The 20085-nt window shown below is 54.1% G+C and carries 19 protein-coding genes, 3 pseudogenes and 3 other annotated features; of the genes and pseudogenes, 20 read left to right on the top strand and 2 right to left on the bottom strand.

Going from position 1 to position 20085, the window contains the following annotated elements; all coding sequences use genetic code 11:
- Positions 1-34 precede the first annotated feature (34 nt).
- The 14 genes and pseudogenes from A0V43_RS11565 (at position 35) to A0V43_RS11495 (ending at position 12279) form a co-directional block, all read left to right on the top strand.
- Complete coding sequence (locus A0V43_RS11565; RefSeq protein WP_063193130.1) at positions 35-1063, top strand: glyceraldehyde-3-phosphate dehydrogenase; 1029 nt, start codon at positions 35-37, stop codon at positions 1061-1063.
- A gap of 314 nt (positions 1064-1377) precedes the next feature.
- Positions 1378-1752 carry an adenosylmethionine decarboxylase gene (speD, locus tag A0V43_RS11560; RefSeq protein ID WP_011232199.1) on the top strand — a complete coding sequence of 125 codons (375 nt, stop codon included), beginning with the start codon at positions 1378-1380 and terminating at the stop codon, positions 1750-1752.
- 123 nt (positions 1753-1875) lie between these two features.
- On the top strand, positions 1876-2274 hold the full coding sequence (locus A0V43_RS11555; RefSeq protein ID WP_011232198.1) for an aminotransferase class IV: 399 nt from the start codon (positions 1876-1878) through the stop codon (positions 2272-2274).
- A gap of 67 nt (positions 2275-2341) precedes the next feature.
- Entirely contained in the window at positions 2342-2803 is a 462-nt protein-coding gene (nrdR, locus tag A0V43_RS11550) for a transcriptional regulator NrdR (RefSeq protein ID WP_013144522.1), read from the top strand.
- A gap of 105 nt (positions 2804-2908) precedes the next feature.
- Positions 2909-4293 (top strand): annotated as a pseudogene (locus A0V43_RS11545) (replication initiation and membrane attachment family protein).
- A gap of 11 nt (positions 4294-4304) precedes the next feature.
- A complete protein-coding gene (gene dnaI, locus A0V43_RS11540) occupies positions 4305-5246 on the top strand; it encodes a primosomal protein DnaI (protein WP_063193129.1) in 942 nt (313 codons plus the stop codon).
- A gap of 333 nt (positions 5247-5579) precedes the next feature.
- Positions 5580-6455 carry a putative sporulation protein YtxC gene (gene ytxC, locus A0V43_RS11535; RefSeq protein WP_011232194.1) on the top strand — a complete coding sequence of 292 codons (876 nt, stop codon included), beginning with the start codon at positions 5580-5582 and terminating at the stop codon, positions 6453-6455.
- A 45-nt stretch (positions 6456-6500) separates the two neighbouring features.
- Positions 6501-6731: a binding site (T-box leader), on the top strand.
- A gap of 59 nt (positions 6732-6790) precedes the next feature.
- Entirely contained in the window at positions 6791-8749 is a 1959-nt protein-coding gene (gene thrS / locus A0V43_RS11525) for a threonine--tRNA ligase (RefSeq protein ID WP_063193128.1), read from the top strand.
- 226 nt (positions 8750-8975) lie between these two features.
- Positions 8976-9109: a sequence feature (ribosomal protein L20 leader region), on the top strand.
- A gap of 56 nt (positions 9110-9165) precedes the next feature.
- Positions 9166-9687: a translation initiation factor IF-3 gene (infC, locus tag A0V43_RS11520; protein ID WP_074044349.1), complete on the top strand. Its 522-nt coding sequence runs from the start codon at positions 9166-9168 to the stop codon at positions 9685-9687.
- 13 nt (positions 9688-9700) lie between these two features.
- On the top strand, positions 9701-9901 hold the full coding sequence (rpmI, locus tag A0V43_RS11515) for a 50S ribosomal protein L35 (protein ID WP_011232191.1): 201 nt from the start codon (positions 9701-9703) through the stop codon (positions 9899-9901).
- A 25-nt stretch (positions 9902-9926) separates the two neighbouring features.
- Entirely contained in the window at positions 9927-10286 is a 360-nt protein-coding gene (gene rplT, locus A0V43_RS11510) for a 50S ribosomal protein L20 (protein WP_011232190.1), read from the top strand.
- A 57-nt stretch (positions 10287-10343) separates the two neighbouring features.
- A complete protein-coding gene (locus A0V43_RS11505) occupies positions 10344-10595 on the top strand; it encodes a DUF1294 domain-containing protein (protein ID WP_063193127.1) in 252 nt (83 codons plus the stop codon).
- A 15-nt stretch (positions 10596-10610) separates the two neighbouring features.
- Positions 10611-11096 (top strand): dUTP diphosphatase, encoded by a 486-nt coding sequence (locus A0V43_RS11500; protein ID WP_063193126.1) that lies wholly within the window; start codon positions 10611-10613, stop codon positions 11094-11096.
- Between the two features lie 94 nt (positions 11097-11190).
- Positions 11191-12279, top strand: a complete 1089-nt coding sequence (locus A0V43_RS11495) for a M42 family metallopeptidase (protein WP_015375580.1) — start codon at positions 11191-11193, stop codon at positions 12277-12279.
- Positions 12280-12307: 28 nt separating this feature from the next.
- Here the strand turns inward: A0V43_RS11495 and sspI are convergent, their stop codons facing one another.
- Positions 12308-12517, bottom strand: a complete 210-nt coding sequence (gene sspI / locus A0V43_RS11490) for a small acid-soluble spore protein SspI (protein WP_015375579.1) — start codon at positions 12515-12517, stop codon at positions 12308-12310.
- Between the two features lie 127 nt (positions 12518-12644).
- Between sspI and A0V43_RS11485 the strand changes: the two are divergent.
- The 6 genes and pseudogenes from A0V43_RS11485 (at position 12645) to pheT (ending at position 18985) form a co-directional block, all read left to right on the top strand.
- Positions 12645-13388 (top strand): annotated as a pseudogene (locus A0V43_RS11485) (HI0074 family nucleotidyltransferase substrate-binding subunit).
- Positions 13389-13516: 128 nt separating this feature from the next.
- Positions 13517-14113 (top strand): peptide-methionine (S)-S-oxide reductase MsrA, encoded by a 597-nt coding sequence (msrA, locus tag A0V43_RS11480; protein WP_236930803.1) that lies wholly within the window; start codon positions 13517-13519, stop codon positions 14111-14113.
- Positions 14037-14792, top strand: a complete 756-nt coding sequence (locus A0V43_RS11475) for a TrmH family RNA methyltransferase (protein WP_063193124.1) — start codon at positions 14037-14039, stop codon at positions 14790-14792. Before msrA ends, A0V43_RS11475 begins: the two co-directional genes overlap by 77 nt.
- 40 nt (positions 14793-14832) lie before the next feature.
- Positions 14833-15183: a hypothetical protein gene (locus A0V43_RS11470; RefSeq protein WP_063193123.1), complete on the top strand. Its 351-nt coding sequence runs from the start codon at positions 14833-14835 to the stop codon at positions 15181-15183.
- Between the two features lie 55 nt (positions 15184-15238).
- Positions 15239-15474 (top strand) — a binding site (T-box leader).
- A 41-nt stretch (positions 15475-15515) separates the two neighbouring features.
- Positions 15516-16549, top strand: a pseudogene (gene pheS, locus A0V43_RS11465) (phenylalanine--tRNA ligase subunit alpha).
- A gap of 21 nt (positions 16550-16570) precedes the next feature.
- Positions 16571-18985 carry a phenylalanine--tRNA ligase subunit beta gene (gene pheT / locus A0V43_RS11460; RefSeq protein ID WP_063193122.1) on the top strand — a complete coding sequence of 805 codons (2415 nt, stop codon included), beginning with the start codon at positions 16571-16573 and terminating at the stop codon, positions 18983-18985.
- A 111-nt stretch (positions 18986-19096) separates the two neighbouring features.
- On the opposite strand, the gene A0V43_RS11455 is transcribed toward pheT, so the two are convergent.
- Positions 19097-20020: a helix-turn-helix transcriptional regulator gene (locus A0V43_RS11455; protein WP_063193121.1), complete on the bottom strand. Its 924-nt coding sequence runs from the start codon at positions 20018-20020 to the stop codon at positions 19097-19099.
- Positions 20021-20085 lie beyond the last annotated feature (65 nt).

Here is a 20085-nt window from a genome sequence, read left to right as displayed (position 1 = left end):
ATAGTATAACATATATGAGAGGAGAACAAAGTGAATGAAGGCGAAAGTGGCGATTAACGGTTTCGGACGAATCGGACGGATGGTGTTCCGGCGCGCCATCAATTCCCCTGATCTCGACATTGTGGCGGTGAACGCCAGCTATCCGCCGGAAACGTTAGCCCATTTAGTGAAATATGACTCAAACCACGGCAAATTTGACGGTGAGGTCATCGCCTTGGAAGACGGCCTGCTCGTCAACGGCAAAAAAGTGAGGCTGTTAAACTCGCGCGACCCGAAACAGCTGCCGTGGAAAGAGCTTGATATCGATATTGTGATTGAAGCGACCGGAAAATTCAACGATCGTGAAAAGGCGAGCCTTCACCTTGAGGCAGGGGCGAAGCGCGTCATTTTAACCGCCCCGGGCAAAAATGAAGATGTGACGATCGTTGTTGGCGTCAACGAGCATATGCTTGACATCGACCGCCATTTCGTCATTTCGAACGCCTCGTGTACGACAAACTGTTTGGCTCCGGTCGTCAAAGTGCTCGATGAAGCGTTTGGGATTGAAAACGGCCTGATGACGACGGTTCACGCGTATACGAACGACCAAAAAAACATCGACAACCCGCATAAAGATTTGCGCCGCGCCCGCTCATGCGCGCAGTCGATCATCCCGACGACAACGGGAGCGGCGAAAGCGCTTGGCCTAGTGCTGCCGCATTTAAAAGGGAAGCTTCATGGCATGGCGCTCCGCGTCCCGACGCCGAACGTCTCGCTCGTCGACTTGGTCGTCGACTTGAAGCGCGATGTGACGGTTGATGAGGTGAACGAGGCGCTGATCCGCGCTGCCAACGGCCCATTGAAAGGCATCTTGGATTTCACGATGGAGCCGCTTGTCTCGATCGATTTCAATACGAATCCGCATTCTGCGATTATCGACGGCCTGTCGACGATGGTGATGGAAGGGCGAAAAGTGAAAGTGCTCGCTTGGTATGACAATGAATGGGGCTATTCGTGCCGCGTCGTTGATTTAGCCCATCTTGTCGCGGCCAAAATGAATGAGCGTCTCAGCGTCAATGCGTAACAGCGGTTCGATGTGAAGCGCGCCGCCTGCGCTATGGCTTTTGCGATCCGCACAAACGGATCGGGCCACGGTGCGGGCGTGGGCGCTTTTTCTCTTTTTTATGCAAAAAAATTAAAAAAGCCTGTTGAAAAAACCCCCTAAACAAAGTATACTATGTCTCGTGAACTTCTTAACGGCAAGGGTAATGTGACTACTTAAAGGGTTAGGACCTCTTAGGACTAACTTTCCCCCGTGGTAGTTATACATGCCATTTTGCAACTCACCTTCTGTTTTTTTATTTGTTTGAGAAAATTGGTTAAAGGGGGATTCTTTTCATGGACACGATGGGTCGTCACGTTATCTCGGAACTTTGGGGATGCGACTTTGACAAACTGAATGATATTGATTTTATTGAAAAAACGTTCGTTGACGCCGCGTTAAAGTCGGGAGCGGAGATTCGCGAAGTGGCGTTCCATAAATTCGCTCCGCAAGGCGTAAGCGGGGTCGTCATTATTTCGGAATCGCATTTGACGATTCACACGTTTCCCGAACACGGCTATGCGAGCATTGATGTGTATACATGCGGCCATTTAGACCCGACGATTGCCGCCGATTACATTGCCGAAATGCTGGGCGCGCAAACGCGGGAAACGATTGAACTTCCGCGCGGCATGCGCCCAATCGAAGTGAAAAAGGCGCAGGCGCTGTAATTGGATCATGATAAACCGAAAGGAGCGTAAGCGAAACGCTCCTTTTTTTGCGCCCTCGGCGGTACAACAGCGGCGAACATCATGGTATGATGGAAGAAAAAGAATGACTAGGGAGACGTGGCAATGAGCATGTGGAAAACACTCAAATACGCCTTCACAAACCATTGTGAAACGCGGGAAAATCATGAAGATGAAGAGCTAAGAAGCCATTATTACAAAGCGACGAACCGCGCCGTCATCGATGCGGTCAAGGAGCTGCTCTCGTCGCTGCCTGGCGCCGAGCTCGTTTCTGTTTCCGAAGAGCGCGGCGAAATTTGTGCGCAAACAAGGCGCGGCAAAAAGTTGTTCATCGTCGCTACCGTCATTTCCGTGCGGCCGTTTGAAACGGCGGTCGACTTTTCCGCGACGACGGAGACGAAGCTATTGCCGTTTGATTTTGGGCATAGCCGGGCGGTCATTCTCGATTTGTATCGGAAGCTCGACGCCCGCCTGCCCTATATCGGTTCCGGACTGAACAGCTAACTATATCTTGTCTGCTTTCGTCCATTCCGGTATGATAGAAAATAAGAAGATCAACGGAGTGGATGTTATGCGATGTCCTTCATGCCATCATCAAGGCACGCGCGTGCTTGACTCGCGCCCGGTTGAAGAGGGTCGTTCGATCCGCCGCCGGCGGGAGTGCGAACAGTGCCATTATCGGTTTACGACGTTTGAGCGGATCGAGGAGCCGCCGCTGATTGTTGTGAAAAAAGAGGGGACGCGCGAAGAATTCAGCCGGGAGAAAATTTTGCGCGGCTTGATCAAAGCGTGCGAGAAGCGGCCGGTGGCGCTCGAGGAGCTTGAAAAAGTGACGCAGGAAATTGAGCGCGAACTGCGCAATCAAGGCGTCTCGGAAGTGAAAAGCGAAACGATCGGCGAAATGGTGATGGAGCGCCTGTCACACATCGATGAGGTCGCCTATGTCCGCTTCGCTTCCGTCTATCGGCAGTTTAAAGATATTAATGTGTTCATTGAAGAACTGAAAGAGCTGATCAAAAAAGGGCAACGGTAAAAAGGGCTTTGGCGTTAGGCGGCAAGCCCTTTTTTTCAACGTCTTTTCGGCAGGAAAGGGGAGAGCCGGTTTGAAACGAATACGGCGAAATGGAAGGTCGGAGCGATGCAACACCATTGGAAAGAGCTGATTGCTGTCGACCGTTATACCGTGCAAAGCCGTGGAGTGTTGCAAGAGGTGGACCGTAAAGTGCTGACGCTGCTTTACCAGCCGCTCATTGGCTGCCGGGCGTTGGCGCTTTATATGACGCTTTGGGGGAGCTTGAGCTGCTTGACGGCCAGGAAGCAACCCATCATCGGCTTATGGCGCTCATGCAGTGCGGACTGCCGGACATTTACAGCGAACGGTTGAAACTCGAAGGAATCGGGCTGCTCAACACATACGTCCACGCTAAAGAGGCGGATGAACCGAAGCTGTTTCTTTATGAGCTGCGTCCGCCGCTGGCGCCAGACCAGTTTTTCCGCGACGAGATGTTGAGCGTTTTTTTGCACCGGCAAGTCGGCCGCCACTTGTTTATCCAGCTGAGCAACTTTTTTGCCCGTCCGTCCATTGATGAAACGAAATTCACCCAGGTGACGCGGTCGTTTTCCGACGTGTTTTCGGCCGTGCCCGCTGAACAAATCGTCGCCGGCCTCAGCGAAGAAGCTGGGCCCGAGCTGCTTGAAGGGAAGGATCACATCAGGCGGGATGAGGCGTCGTATGTGCTTGATGATGATGTATTCGACTTTGAGCTGTTTTTTGCCGGCCTGTCCAAGCAGCTTGTGCCGCGCCGAGCGGTGACAGCGAAAGTGAAGGAAGCGATTAAAAAGCTGGCGTTTTTATACGGCATTCCGCCGCTTGAGATGCAAAAACTGGTCCTTGGCGTCATCGATCCGGCCTATCATATCGATATTGACGCGTTGCGCCGGGCGGCGCGCGAATGGTATGAGCTCGAACATGGCGGTGTCGAGCCGCGCCTCGTCGAACGAGTGCAGCCGCTCGCCTACCGGACGATGGAAAACATCGAACCGCGCACAAAAGAGGAGCAACTAATGAAACAGCTGGAAACAATTTCCCCGCGCCAGCTGCTGAAAGAGATTTCAGGCGGCGCTGAGCCGTCGCTGGCTGATTTGCAGTTGATCGAAGACATTATGTTCCAGCAGCAGCTGCTCCCCGGAGTTGTCAACGTGCTCATTTATTATGTCATGCTCCGGACGAATATGAAGCTGTCGAAAAAATATGTAGAAAAAATCGCCAGCCATTGGGCGCGCAAAAAGGTGAAAACCGTGAAGGAAGCCATGGAGCTGGCGAAAGAAGAGGCGAAAACATACCAAAACTGGGCGAACGAAAAGGAAAAAGGGACGCGGACGGTGCGCAAAGTCGTGCGCACGGAAATCGTCCCGGACTGGCTGAACATGGATTACAGCCAGCCGGATGATGATGATTTTGACGTCGAACAGGCGCGCAAAGAGCTTGAGGAACGGCTGAAAAAATACCGTGATGAATCATAGAGGGAAAAGCCATGGAACGAGTAAACCACCTGTTGCAGCGGTTGCTTGGCAATCAACGGTTTAAACAACGCTACGAACAAATGAAACGCTACATTTTGGAGCATCCGGACGTGCAGCCGTTTTTGCGGGCGCACGAACGGCAATTGTCGGCCGATGCGGTTGACCGCAGCTTGATGAAGCTGTATGAGTTCATCGAGCAGCACGGGAATTGCCGCCAATGTCCGGGCCTTGAGCGATGCAACAACATGCTGCCGGGGTACCATCCAAATTTGGTGGTCAACGGTGGAAGGATCGACGTTGAGTACGACCGCTGCCCAAAAAAAGTGCAGCATGACGAGCGAAAACAGCAAGAGTCGCTCATTCAAAGCATGTTCATGCCGCGCGAAATCTTGCGTGCTTCGCTCTCTGACGTCGATCTCAATGACGATGGGCGGATCAAAGCGATCCGATTTGCCGAGCGGTTTGTGGCGGAATACGAGCCAGGGAAAAAAATGAAAGGCTTGTATTTGCACGGATCGTTTGGGGTGGGCAAAACGTATTTGCTCGCCGCGATCGCCAACGAGCTGGCGAAGCGAAACGTTTCGTCGCTGATCGTCTACGTGCCCGAGCTGTTTCGTGAGATGAAACATTCGCTTCAAGACCAGACGATGAACGAAAAGCTTGATTATATCAAAAAAGTGCCAGTGCTGATGCTCGATGATCTTGGGGCGGAGGCGATGTCAAGCTGGGTGCGCGATGATGTGTTTGGCCCGATCTTGCAATACCGGATGTTTGAAAACTTGCCGACGTTTTTCACGTCGAACTTTGATATGCAGCAGCTCGCCCATCATTTGACGTATTCGCAGCGCGGCGAAGAAGAGAAGGTGAAGGCGGCGCGCATTATGGAGCGAATCCGCTATTTGGCCTATCCGATTGAAATCACTGGACCGAACCGCCGCGAGCAAAATATATAAAGGCGATTTGAAACGTTGCCGTTTGCACAGGCATGTTGATTAACCCATAAAAACTAGTTGAGCAGGTTCTGTTTCTAGCTTTTCTGCCGTAGTCGGCAAGCGGTTCGTTTGCCGACTGGGGCTGACCCAAAAGGGTAATTTCCCTTAAACAAAACACAACATATTTGTTTTATGCCTGTATACGGTAATAAGAAAGGGTGTCCCGATCCTTTTGGAGCACCCTCTCCTCGAACAATGAACGCCGCTAAGCTTTGTGGTTTTTTAGTCTAAACAGCCCGTTGTCCCCATATATATAAACCAAGCATGCCTTTCGGGCTAAAGGGGGGACAGCGGGTGATCGAAATCCATTTTGACGAGGCAAGCGAGGCGGAAAAATTGGTTGGGCTGCTAGATCACCGGCAACCGGATGACGGTCCGCTGTTTCATGCCGCTTATGACGGGAACAAAACCGTGGCGGTTTACATACAGGGCGAGGAGAAGCGTGTGCTTGAGGAGCATATCATCCCAGCGATGACGGCGTTTATGCAGGAGGTGATGGAAGACCGGCTGCTGCTATCCATCATTGCCAATGTTTTTTATTTCCGCGACGTCGAAGAACAGCAGCAAATTTTGGCCCTCGCTCATTCGTTTTTGGACGGCGAGCGGCGCGATTACCGGAAAAGCGCGGCGTTTGCCGCCTCGCGCACCGTGATGTTGCGCGACGCTTTTGCCTCCTTTTTGCGCGACGGCTTGTCATTTTCGTTTTCTTCGTTCGTTACGTTCCGGTTAAAGCCGTATATGGAGCGCCTCCAACATTATGTCGAGCTGGCGATTGATGAATACAAGCTGGAGCAGGAGTATCAAAATTTTGTGCAAATGCTGCGCGACTGCCTGGCTGGCCGGACGCCGCAATGGCCGCGCCTGTATTTGGTGCACGATCCGCCGCACTTCGTATTTTACGACAGCGAGCGGCGGGAGCTGTCGGCGGCGGAAGTGAGACAGTTGATCGACCGCCATCTCGTCTTCAGCCAGCCGATGTATATTGATGCATCGGTGCTCGCTCCGCTTGTCTCGCTCGCTCCGGCGGAAATTGAGCTGTACACCGATCATCCGGATGACGGCATGGTGCAGACACTGCAAAACGTGTTTCAAGAACGGCTGATCGTCTGCCGCCGCGCCGATTTTTCCCGCTTGTTTGCCGCCAACGCTGGAAATGGGGGAGAAGCTTGATTTTTCCTGCTGTTTTCGCTATAATGACGTCATGAATATGGATGAATACAAGCGATGACGAGGACATGGGCGCATTTTTACGGTTTCCAGAGAGGGAAGGCAGCGGCTGGAACCTTCCTAACACGAAAAATGCGCTTACCCCCTCAGAGCTGCGGCAGCGAACGCAACGCCCAGTAGTTGCCGCCGGTGGACGACCGTTATTCTTGTTGAGCCATGGCATGGCGAGGCGTTGCCATGGGAAGAAGGGTGGAACCACGATGAAAACTCGTCCCTTTAGGAGGGAGGAGTTTTTTTATTTTTCCATTTTCATCATCATGACAAAGGAGTGATTGCCAATGCCAGACGTCATTCGCATCACGTTCCCAGATGGGGCGGAAAAGGAGTTTCCGAAGGGGACGACGACGGAAGACATCGCTGCCTCGATCAGCCCGGGGCTGAAGAAAAAAGCGATCGCCGGCAAACTGAACGGCCGGTCCGTTGATTTGCGCACGCCGCTTCACGAAGATGGCGAGCTTGTCATCATTACCCAAGACATGCCGGAGGCGCTTGACATTTTGCGCCATAGCACCGCCCACTTAATGGCGCAGGCGATCAAGCGGCTGTATGGCAACGTCAAGCTCGGCGTCGGTCCGGTCATTGAAAACGGCTTCTACTATGATATCGACATGGAGCATAAGCTGACGCCAGACGACCTCCCGAAAATCGAAGCGGAAATGCGCAAGATTGTCAAAGAAAATTTGGACATCGTCCGCAAAGAAGTGAGCCGCGAAGAAGCCATCCGGCTGTATGAAGAAATCGGCGATGAGTTGAAGCTCGAGTTGATCGCCGATATTCCGGAAGGCGAGCCGATTTCGATTTATGAGCAAGGCGAGTTTTTCGACCTTTGCCGCGGCGTGCACGTGCCGTCGACTGGAAAAATCAAAGAGTTCAAGCTGCTCAGCATCTCGGGGGCCTACTGGCGCGGCGACAGCAACAACAAAATGCTGCAGCGCATCTACGGCACGGCCTTTTTCAAAAAGGAAGACTTGGATCGTTATTTGCGCCTGCTTGAAGAAGCGAAAGAGCGCGACCACCGGAAGCTCGGCAAAGAGCTTGAGCTGTTTACGACATCGCAACAAGTCGGACAAGGCTTGCCGCTATGGCTGCCGAAAGGAGCGACGATCCGCCGCATTATCGAACGGTACATCGTCGACAAAGAAGTGGCGCTCGGATACGATCATGTCTACACACCGGTGCTCGGCAGCGTCGAGCTGTACAAGACATCGGGCCATTGGGACCATTACAAAGAAAACATGTTCCCGCCGATGGAGATGGACAACGAAGAACTTGTGCTTCGTCCGATGAACTGCCCGCACCATATGATGATTTACAAAAGCAAGCTGCACAGCTACCGCGAGCTGCCGATCCGCATCGCCGAGCTCGGCACGATGCACCGCTATGAAATGTCTGGAGCGCTTACCGGCCTGCAGCGCGTCCGCGGCATGACGCTCAACGACGCCCACATTTTCGTGCGCCCGGACCAAATCAAAGACGAGTTCAAGCGCGTCGTCAACTTGATTTTGGAAGTCTATAAGGATTTCGGCATTGAGGAATACTCGTTCCGCTTGTCTTACCGCGATCCGCATGACAAAGAAAAATATTACGATGACGATGAAATGTGGGAAAAAGCCCAACGCATGCTGCGGGAAGCCATGGACGAGCTCGGCCTCGACTACTACGAAGCGGAAGGGGAAGCGGCGTTTTACGGGCCGAAGCTCGATGTGCAAGTGCGCACGGCGCTTGGCAAAGACGAGACGCTCTCGACGGTGCAGCTTGACTTCCTGTTGCCCGAGCGCTTTGATTTGACGTACATTGGCGAGGATGGGAAGCCGCATCGTCCGGTCGTCATCCATCGCGGCGTCGTCTCGACGATGGAGCGGTTTGTCGCGTTCCTCATCGAGGAGTATAAAGGTGCGTTTCCGACATGGCTCGCCCCGGTTCAAGTCAAAGTGATCCCCGTGTCGCCGGAGGCGCACCTCGATTACGCGTATGACGTGCAGCGGACGTTGAAAGAACGCGGCTTCCGCGTCGAAGTCGACGAGCGCGACGAAAAAATCGGCTATAAAATCCGCGAAGCGCAAATGCAAAAAATCCCGTACATGCTCGTTGTCGGCGATAAAGAAGTGTCTGAGCGAGCGGTCAACGTCCGCCGCTATGGCGAAAAAGAAAGCCGGACGATGGGGCTTGACGAGTTTATGGCCTTGCTCGCTGACGATGTGCGGGAAAAACGGACAAGATTAGGGAAAGCGCAATAAACCGTTGACAGGCGACATAAACGTTCAAGCGCCACAAGGAAGCAACGGTGGCGATGGCCCATGTCATGGGCGGTTTTTCAAAGAAATGGCGGCGTGAACAAGATTTTCTCTTGCCAATTGAATGTTGATCCGCTATAATAAAGGGCGTTGTGTTTATCAAGATCCGCTCCTTGACATGCCATCGCCAAGGTGGTATAGTGTATAAAGTGGAATGATGGCTTGTTTGTAACAAAAGCAGAAGCACCCCGCTTCTCACCTGACCGACGCCAAGACGGCTGTTGGCAGGTTGTTACGGTTCGTCAATGCGAGTGTAAGGACGTACTGCGCGGGTGCTTTGTGCATCTGCGCTTTTTTTTGGCTGGAAGTGGGGCTCTGCTGGCAAACAAGCCAGTCGGAAAAAACCTTGGAGGTGGCTCATTATTAGCAAAGATTTTATTATCAACGAACAAATTCGTGCCCGTGAAGTGCGCTTGATCGACCAAAACGGCGAACAGCTTGGCATCAAGTCGAAGCAGGAGGCGCTTGAGATTGCGGCAAGACGCAACTTGGATCTTGTGCTTGTCGCGCCGAACGCCAAACCGCCCGTTTGCCGCATCATGGACTACGGCAAATTCCGCTTCGAGCAGCAGAAGAAAGAGAAAGAAGCGCGCAAAAAACAAAAAGTGATCAACGTCAAAGAGGTGCGCCTCAGCCCGACGATCGAGGAGCATGACTTCAACACGAAGCTGCGCAATGCGCGCAAGTTTTTGGAAAAAGGCGATAAAGTGAAGGCGACGATCCGCTTTAAAGGTCGGGCGATCACCCATAAAGAAATTGGGCAGCGCGTCCTTGACCGCTTCTCGGAAGCGTGCGCCGACATTGCCGTTGTCGAAACGGCGCCGAAAATGGACGGGCGCAACATGTTTTTAGTGCTCGCACCGAAAAACGACAACAAGTAAGGAGGAACCTGCGATGCCAAAAATGAAAACTCACCGCGGCTCGGCGAAACGGTTCAAAAAAACGGCCAGCGGCAAATTAAAACGCGGCCACGCGTACACGAGCCACTTGTTTGCCAATAAAACGAAAAAACAAAAGCGTCATCTCCGCAAAGCGACGCTTGTCTCGCCTGGCGATTTCAAACGCATCCGCCAAATGCTTGACAACTTGAAATAACGACCGACTATAGGAGGGAACGATTATGCCACGCGTAAAAGGTGGACCAGTGACGCGCAGACGTCGCAAAAAAGTGTTAAAACTCGCAAAAGGCTATTTCGGCGCGAAACACGCATTATATAGAGTCGCGAACCAACAAGTGATGAAATCGCTCATGTATGCGTATCGCGACCGCCGACAACGGAAGCGCGACTTCCGCAAACTGTGGATTGTCCGCATCAACGCAGCGGCTCGCCAAAATGGCTTGTCCTACAGCCGTTTGATGCACGGCTTGAAGCTGGCCGGCGTGGAAGTGAACCGGAAAATGCTCGCCGACTTGGCGGTGAACGACCAAGCCGCGTTCGCCCAACTCGCCGACTTGGCGAAAGCGAATTTGAATAAATAACAACGATGGCCATCCTTGATCAGGGTGGCCATTTTCTTATCAAGGAAAGGGATCGATATGGTACAATACGGGATAGCGATCAATCTTCTCGCTTTTTTCGTGATGGGGGTCGACAAATACAAGGCGAAGCGCCGCCGCTTTCGCACCGCCGAGCGGACGCTTTGGCTGTTGGCGTGGCTGGGCGGAGCTCTGGGGGCAATGGCGGGCATGTACACGTTTCGCCATAAAACGCGCCATCGGGCTTTTCGCTATGGCTTGCCGCTGTTGGCAGCGGTGGAGCTGTTTCTCTATTGGCGATGGATGAGGTAGAAAGGGGAGGAGAGAATGAATTGGTCTTTGCTTTACGATATGCAGCGCATGTTGGATCGGCGCATTGAAACGGAGCATGGCTTGATGGAGGAAGATTTGTTTGCCCGCAAGCAGCTCGCCTTTCTTGTGGAGCTGGGTGAACTCGCGAATGAGACGCGTTGCTTTAAATTTTGGAGCATCAAACCGCCCGCGCCAGCCGAGCGAGTGCTGGAGGAATATGTGGACGGCTTGCATTTTTTATTGTCGCTCGGGCTGGAGTGCGGCTTGTTTTATGAAGAAAACGAAGCTCCGTCGGCGGGACGGCCGCTTGTCGAGCAGTTTCTTGCCGTGTTTCGCGCCGCCGAGCGGTTCGGGGAGACGAGAGCGCGAGGGGAATATGATGCGCTGTTTGCGGAGTATTGGCGGCTTGGCGTGGCGCTCGGTTTTTCTTCCGACGACATCGAGGCGGCGTATCGGCGGAAAAATGAAGTGAACCACAAGCGGCAAAACGAGCGCTACTGATCTTTTTTTTCGGGTGGCGAATGATTCATTTTGCCAACCGCCAGCCTTTTCAAGTATAATAAAAAAGTGGACAAAACCGGAAAGGGGTGCCAAGATGGCGAAGTTGGACGAAACGTTGACGATGCTGAAAGCGCTGACCGATGCGAAAGGCGTCCCGGGCAATGAGCGGGAAGCGCGCGATGTGATGAAGACATACATAGCTCCGTATGCGGATGAAGTGACAACGGATGGCCTCGGCAGCTTGATCGCCAAAAAAGAAGGGAAATCGGGCGGGCCGAAAGTGATGATCGCCGGCCATTTGGATGAAGTCGGCTTTATGGTGACGCAAATCGACGACAAAGGATTCATCCGCTTCCAAACGCTTGGCGGATGGTGGAGCCAAGTAATGCTCGCCCAGCGCGTGACGATCGTGACGAAAAAAGGCGACATCACCGGCGTCATCGGTTCGAAGCCGCCGCACATTCTGCCGCCGGAGGCGCGCAAAAAACCGGTGGAGATCAAAGATATGTTCATCGACATCGGCGCGACAAGCCGCGAGGAAGCGATGGAGTGGGGCGTCCGCCCGGGCGATATGATCGTGCCGTATTTTGAATTTACGGTATTGAACAATGAAAAAATGCTGCTCGCGAAAGCATGGGACAACCGGATCGGCTGTGCGGTCGCCATCGATGTGCTCAAGCAGCTGAAAGGCGTCGACCATCCAAACACGGTATACGGCGTCGGCACGGTGCAGGAAGAAGTCGGCTTGCGCGGCGCGCGCACGGCCGCCCAATTCATTCAGCCAGATATCGCCTTTGCGGTGGATGTCGGCATTGCCGGCGATACGCCGGGCGTGTCGGAAAAAGAAGCGATGGGCAAACTCGGCGCCGGCCCGCACATCGTCCTGTACGACGCGACGATGGTGTCGCACCGCGGCTTGCGCGAATTCGTCATCGAAGTGGCGGAAGAGCTGAACATTCCGTACCATTTTGATGCCATGCCGGGCGGCGGTACGGATGCGGGAGCGATTCATTTAACGGGCAGCGGCGTTCCGTCGCTCACGATTGCCATCCCGACGCGCTACATCCACTCGCACGCCGCCATTTTGCACCGCGACGACTACGAAAACACGGTCAAGCTGCTTGTTGAGGTGATCAAACGGCTTGACGCCGACAAAGTGAAACAACTGACGTTTGACGAATAAAAACACCGGCCGATTCGGCCGGTGTTCGTCATTGTTTAACCGCCTGCTCGAGCGTGGTGAGCATCATGTCTTTTTGCTGTTCATTGGCGTGCGTCCAAATGGCTTCAAAGAGGACGCCGAGGCCGGGCAAATATTTTTCCTCGCCACGCTGGATCGCGTCCTCGATTGTATTCTCGAGCTGCTCTTTCGAGTTGTTGGCGACGTTGTGCATAATGGCTTTCCGCAAGTTCAAATCCATTTGTCTCACCTCGTTGGCCGTATTGTACACCGTTATCGTTTGCCAATGGCGGCGGATTTATACATGGAGCGGCTCTCGTATATGGTATAATAGAGGAAAAACTAGACCGAAATGAGTGATGGCGACGATGGACGAGAAACCGCTCTATGGATTGGAACGAACGGTATTTCGCCAACTGCTCCATCTATTTTCCCGTTATGCTGATGTCATTGAAAACGTCATTTTGTTCGGCTCAAGAGCACGAGGCGATTACAAGGAAGGATCGGATATCGATTTGGCGATCGAATTTTGAAAACCGGGAGGCCCGCTGCACCTCCTGCGATCGGACTTGGATGAACTTCCGATCATTTATCCGATCGATGTTGTTGATTACAATCAAATTCACAACGAACAGCTAAAAATGAATATTGACCAAGAAGGAAAGACGATTTTTCAAACGAACGAGCACGGGAAGGTGATGGTCACCATGAGCCGGCTGATGGATCGATTTTACGATTTCGAACGGGCGCTCTCCAAACTCCGGCAAAGTGCCGCAAGAGACGCCCAAACGGATGACCTTGTTGTTGATGCGACCATTCAACGCTTTGAATTCACGTACGAACTAGCATGGAAATGGATGAAACTTTATTTGGAGCATCAGGGATACGCTGAAGTGACGAGTCCGAGGAAAACGATTCGCGAGGCGTTTCGGGAAGGGTTGATTCAAGACGGAGAGATATGGCTTCGCATGCTCGAAGACCGCAATCGGACGTCCTATACGTATGACGAAGAAACCGCAATGGACATTTACGAACGCATTCGCATCCACTATATCCCGCTGTTTGACCGCTTGCTTGACGAAATGAAACAACGGCTTGACTCAGCGACATGAGCGGCCGGCGTGCGGAACGGAACGAGCCTGGCTTTGTGAAGGAACTTGGCTTTGGTCGTGAAAGATGACAACGGCACACATTTTGTTATAATCAAATGAAGAAACTTGACGAATGAGGTGACGACGCAATGGAAAAAGCGACATTCGCCGGCGGCTGCTTTTGGTGCATGGTGACGCCGTTTGAGGAGCTTGACGGCATTTACGGCATCGTCTCCGGCTATACGGGCGGGCATGTCGAAAACCCGACATACGAGCAAGTGAAAACCGGCACGACCGGCCACTACGAAGCGGTGCAAATCACCTTCGACCCGGACGTCTTTCCGTATGAGCGGCTCTTGGAGCTGTATTGGTGTCAAATCGACCCGACCGATGACGGCGGCCAGTTTCACGACCGCGGGCCGCAATACCGGACGGCGATTTTTTACCATAACGAAAAACAGCGCCAGCTCGCCGAGCAGTCAAAGCGGGCGCTCGAGGAAAGCGGGCGCTTCTCGAAGCCGATTGTGACGAAAATTTTGCCGGCGACGACGTTTTACCCGGCGGAAGAGTATCATCAAAACTACCATAAGAAAAATCCGGAGCATTACAAACAAGACCGCGCCGCATCCGGGCGCGATGAGTTTATCGCCAAACATTGGGGACGAAACGGTGAAGCGGATCGAATCGCCGAAAAATGCGCGCGTCAAACAATGGAAAAAGCTGCTGACCAAAAAAGAGCGCGATGAGACCGGATTGTTTTTGCTTGAAGGGTTTCATCTTGTCGAAGAGGCCATAAAAAGCAACGCGCCCCTTGTCGAGCTGATCGTTGATGAGCGGACGGCTGTCCCGCCCGGCTGGAACGTCACAGGTGTTCCGGTTGTGATCGTGACCGAAGCGGTGATGAAGGCGATCAGCAACACGGAGACGCCGCAAGGCATCGCCGCGGTGTGCCGAAAGTTGCCAGCCGAGCTTGAAGGCGTGAAGACCGCCTTGCTTATTGACGCCGTGCAAGATCCGGGTAATCTCGGCGCCATGATCCGCACCGCCGATGCCGCCGGGATCGATGCTGTCATCCTTGGCGAAGGGTGCGCCGATGTGTACAATCCGAAGGTCGTGCGGGCGACGCAAGGGTCGCTGTTTCATCTTCCGGTTGTCAAAGGCGATTTGGCGCAATGGATCGCGCGTTTCAAGGAGCAGGGCATTCCGGTGTACGGAACGGCCTTGGAGAACGCCGTCGATTACCGCACCGTTCCGCCATCATCTTCGTTTGCCTTGCTCGTCGGCAATGAAGGAAGCGGCGTCCGCCCCGACCTGCTGCGCCTAACGACAGAGAACGTGTACATCCCGATTTACGGCCAAGCCGAGTCGCTGAATGTCGCCGTTGCGGCCGGAATTTTGCTTTATTCTTTGCGGGCGGTGCGGTAAAATAGAATCGAAAATCAATCGGACAAGGGAGCGGAGACGGATGGATGGCGAACTGCGGGCATTGTTGAACGCGGTGCTTGAGCGTCTTGATGTTCAAGGAGCCTACATCGAACAAATGCGCATGGATATCGTCAAGCTGCAAGGAAGCGTGAAACAGCTCGAAGACAAGGTCGATCGCATCCAAAGCGATGTTGAGGCGATGAAAAAAGACATGGACGCGATGAAAAAAGACATGGATGCGATGAAAAAAGACATGCTAGGGGTCAAAAAAGATGTCGCCGCGCTCAAGGAAGGGCAAGTGCGGCAGGAAAAAATTATGGAGCGCCTCGCGATCCGCTCGATTGAACAGGAAGCGGAAATCGATGAGCTGCGCAAAGAAATTTCGGCCTGACCTTGCCTTTGCCCACTCATTTGCGTATAATGAATAGCGACAATTTCCCATACGGACAACAACGATGACGGAGAAAAGTAGCTTGCTGCTCGCCATCCAGGGAGAAAACGCCGGAGACTGGGAGCGTTTTTATGGCCGACGCAAGTGAAGTTCACCTCCCGAGTTGGCACCGGGACCATCCCAAAAGGGGATGTAAAGGTGTTCCGGCTTTCGGCCGTTATCGCAATGAAGTGAACAGCGCATTTCGGCTGTTAACAAGGGTGGTACCGCGAGCAACAACTCGTCCCTTACCGGGGGCGGGTTTTTTTATTTTTGATAGAGGAGGGACTCAAGTGAAAGAACGGCTGTACGAGCTGAAGCAAGAAGCGCTTCGTCGAATCGATGAGGCGAAAGACGTCAAAGCACTGAATGACGTGCGCGTCGCCTATTTAGGCAAAAAAGGGCCGATCACCGAAGTGCTGCGCGGCATGGGGCATTGCCGCCGGAAGAGCGCCCGAAAATCGGCGCGCTTGCCAATGAAGTGAGAACGGCGATCCAGCAGGCGCTCGAGGCGAAACAAGCGAAACTGGAACAGGAGGAAGTCGAGCGGAAGCTGGCTGCCGAAGCGATCGATGTGACGCTGCCGGGACGTCCTGTGAGTCTTGGCAATCCCCATCCGCTGACGCGTGTCATTGAAGAAATTGAAGACTTGTTTATCGGCATGGGCTATACGGTCGCCGAAGGGCCGGAAGTGGAGACCGACTATTACAACTTTGAGGCGCTCAATTTGCCGAAAGGTCATCCGGCCCGCGATATGCAAGATTCGTTTTACATCACGGAAGAGATTTTGCTTCGCACCCATACTTCGCCGATGCAGGCGCGGACGATGGAAAAGCACCGCGGGCGCGGCCCGGTGAAAATCATTTGCCCGGGCAAAGTGTACCGCCGCGACACCGACGATGCGACCCATTCGCACCAGTTTACGCAAATTGAAGGATTGGTTGTTGACCGGAACATCCGGATGAGCGACTTGAAAGGGACGCTGCGCGAATTCGCCCGCAAGCTGTTCGGGGAAGGGCGCGACATCCGCTTCCGGCCGAGCTTTTTCCCGTTCACGGAACCATCGGTCGAAGTCGATGTGTCCTGCTTCCGCTGCGAAGGGCGGGGCTGCGGCGTCTGCAAAGGCACCGGTTGGATCGAAATTTTAGGCGCCGGCATGGTGCATCCGAACGTGCTTGAGATGGCCGGCTTTGATTCGAAAACGTACACCGGCTTCGCGTTCGGCATGGGGCCGGAGCGGATCGCGATGCTGAAGTACGGCATTGACGACATCCGCCATTTCTATCAAAACGATCTACGTTTCTTGCGGCAATTTTTGCGTGTGTAACAGAAAAAGGAGGGGTTTTCCATGCTCGTGTCTTACCGTTGGCTGAGCGAGTACGTCGATTTGACGGGGGTCACCGCCGCGGAGCTCGCTGATCGCATCACGAAAAGCGGCATTGAAGTCGAGCGGGTTGAGGCGCTCGACCGCGGGATGAACGGCGTCGTCATCGGCCATGTGCTCGAGTGCGAGCCGCACCCGAACGCGGATAAACTGCGGAAATGCCTCGTTGACCTTGGCGAAGGCGAGCCGGTGCAAATCATTTGCGGCGCCCCGAACGTCGCCAAAGGGCAAAAAGTCGCCGTCGCCAAAGTCGGGGCGGTGCTGCCGGGCAATTTCAAAATCAAACGGGCGAAGCTGCGCGGGGAAGAATCGAACGGAATGATTTGTTCGCTCCAAGAGCTCGGCGTCGAAACGAAAGTCGTGCCGAAAGAGTATGCAGACGGCATTTTCGTCTTTCCAAGCGATGCGCCGGTCGGCGCCGATGCACTGGAATGGCTCGGCTTGCACGATGAAGTGCTCGAACTGTCTTTGACGCCCAACCGCGCCGACTGTTTAAGCATGATCGGCGTCGCCTATGAAGTCGCGGCCATTCTCGGACGTGAAGTAAAGCTGCCGAAAGCGGCGGTCAAGGAAAACAGCGAACATGTCCATGAATACATTTCCGTCCGCGTCGAGGCGCCGGAAGACAACCCGCTGTACGCCGGGCGGATCGTGAAAAACGTCCGGATCGGCCCGTCGCCGCTTTGGATGCAAGCGCGTTTGATGGCGGCTGGTATTCGCCCGCACAACAACGTCGTCGACATTACGAACTACATTTTGCTTGAGTACGGCCAACCGCTTCATGCGTTTGACTACGACCGCCTCGGTTCGCAGGAAATTGTCGTCCGCCGCGCAAAGGCAGGCGAAACGATTGTCACGCTCGATGATGTCGAACGGAAGCTGACCGAAGACCACCTTGTCATCACGAACGGCCGCGAGCCGGTCGCCTTAGCCGGGGTGATGGGCGGGGCGAATTCGGAAGTGCACGATGACACGAAAACCGTGTTTATTGAAGCGGCGTACTTTACAAGCCCGGTCATCCGCCAGGCGGTAAAAGACCACGGGCTGCGCAGCGAAGCGAGCACTCGGTTTGAAAAAGGCATCGATCCGGCGCGGACGAAAGAAGCGCTCGAGCGCGCCGCCGCCCTGATGGCCGAATACGCCGGCGGCGAGGTCGTCGGCGGCATCGTCGAAGCGAGCGTGTGGCGTGAGGAGCCGGTGGCGGTGACGGTCACGCTCGAACGCATCAACGGTGTCCTCGGCACGGCGATGTCGAAAGAGGAAGTGGCCGTGATTCTTTCGAATTTGCAATTTCCGTTCACAGAAGACAACGGAACGTTTACGATCGATGTCCCGTCGCGTCGGCGCGACATTGCGATTGCAGAAGATATCATTGAAGAAGTCGCCCGTTTGTACGGCTACGACCGTCTGCCGGCGACGCTGCCGGTGGCGGAGGCGAAACCGGGCGGGCTCATGCCGTACCAGGCGAAGCGCCGCCGCGTCCGCCGCTATTTGGAAGGAGCCGGCTTGTTCCAAGCCATCACGTATTCGTTGACGAGCCTGGACAAAGCGACGCGCTTTGCGCTTGAGACGGCCGAACCGATCCGCTTGGCGCTGCCGATGAGCGAAGAGCGGAGCGTTCTTCGGCAAAGCTTGATTCCGCATCTGCTCGAAGCGGCGAGCTACAACCGCGCCCGCCAAGTCGAGGACGTCGCCTTGTACGAAATCGGCTCTGTCTACTTGTCCAAAGGAGAACACGTCCAACCGGCGGAAAAAGAGCGGCTTGCCGGCGTTCTCACCGGCTTATGGCACGCCCATTTGTGGCAAGGCGAGAAAAAGGCCGTTGATTTTTACGTTGCCAAAGGGATTTTGGATGGCCTGTTTGACTTGCTTGGACTTGCCGCCCGCATCGAATACAAACCGTCCAAGCGCGCCGATTTGCATCCGGGACGGACGGCGGACATTGCGCTTGACGGCAAGGTGATCGGCTTTGTCGGCCAGCTCCATCCGGCCGTGCAAAAAGAGTACGATTTAAAAGAAACGTACGTGTTCGAGCTCGCCTTGACCGATCTGTTGAACGCCGAAAGCGAAGCGATCCGCTACGAGCCGATTCCGCGCTTCCCGTCGGTCGTGCGCGACATTGCCTTGGTCGTTGACGAAAACGTCGAAGCTGGCGCCTTGAAGCAGGCGATCGCCGAAGCCGGGAAACCGCTTGTCAAAGACGTCTCCCTCTTTGACGTCTACCAAGGCGAGCGCCTGCCGGCCGGGAAAAAATCGCTCGCTTTCTCGCTTCGTTTCTATGATCCGGAGCGGACGCTCACGGATGAAGAAGTCACGGCCGTCTATGAGCGGGTATTGGCGGCGGTCGAGCAGCAATTTGGCGCCGTGCTGCGCGGGTAAAACGAAAAGCTGTTCCGAAAGCGATGGGCTTTTGGAACAGCTTTTTTTGATGAGAGCTCGTTTTCAAACAAATTCAGAAAACGAAGGATGCTAACAAAGGTGGATGCCCTGTCAGCCGCGTTCAGCTATAATGCGCCCGGTTTGCGACACATCGTACCCGCCGAGCGCTTCGAGTTCGGCGCGGAACGAATCGGAGCGGAGCACGTCGAGCACGGAAGCGATGAGCGATTCATTCTCCGGCGTCCGCAGCATGACGACATCATACTGTTCGTTCATTAGCGGAATGAACTCGACGCCGGCCATTCGCGCCACCTTTTCCGTGCCGATGCCGACATCGGCGAGACCTGACGCCACCGCGGAGGCGACGCTCAAATGGTTTGTCTCCTCGCGCTCATAGCCGCGAATAGCGGACGGTGACAGTCCATGCAGGCGCAGCTGTTCATCCAAGAGCACACGCGCCCCCGCTCCTTTTTCCCGGTTGACGATCACGACGTCGCTCCTTCCTAAGTCGCTAAACGTTTGAATGCCGCGCGGATTGCCTTTTTGCACGTAAAACCCGATTGGCCTGCGCATCAAGTTCACCATGATGTACGCATGGCCTGTCAACAGCTTTTCCACATACGGACGGTTGTACTCACCCGTTTGCCCGTCAAACAAATGCACGCTGACGATGTCACATTGCCCTTTGTACAGCGCAATCAACCCGTTGAGGCTGCTCGTATAGGTGCGAAGCGATTGATAAGGGCCGCCTTTCTCGAGATGGGCGCCAAGCAAATCGAGCGCCATATCTTGACCGCTGATGATGATGGGGCGAAAAGCGGTTTCGGTCGGCCGTGAAACGGCGGAAAAAACGGTGCTTGCCTCCCCTTTTTGCCCGGCGATGTACCGCTTGAGATCATCCGCGGTGATCCGCATTTGCCGCCCAACGCGAAAGGCGGGCAGCTTCCCTTTTTTCACTAAATCGTACACCGTTAGTTTGGACACTTTTAATAAGGAAGCGATTTCTTCAATCGTGTATGACCGCGGCTCCGTCATCATGCCATCCTCCTTTCTTTCATTGTAGCGCAAAGAGAGCGATGTGAAAAAATTTTTCTTTTCTA

The sequence above is a fragment of the Geobacillus sp. JS12 genome (assembly GCF_001592395.1).
Classification (GTDB): Bacteria; Bacillota; Bacilli; order Bacillales; family Anoxybacillaceae; genus Geobacillus; species Geobacillus zalihae.
The sequence above is the reverse complement of the archived record's forward strand: the minus strand, read 5'-3'. Positions and strand labels throughout refer to the sequence as shown.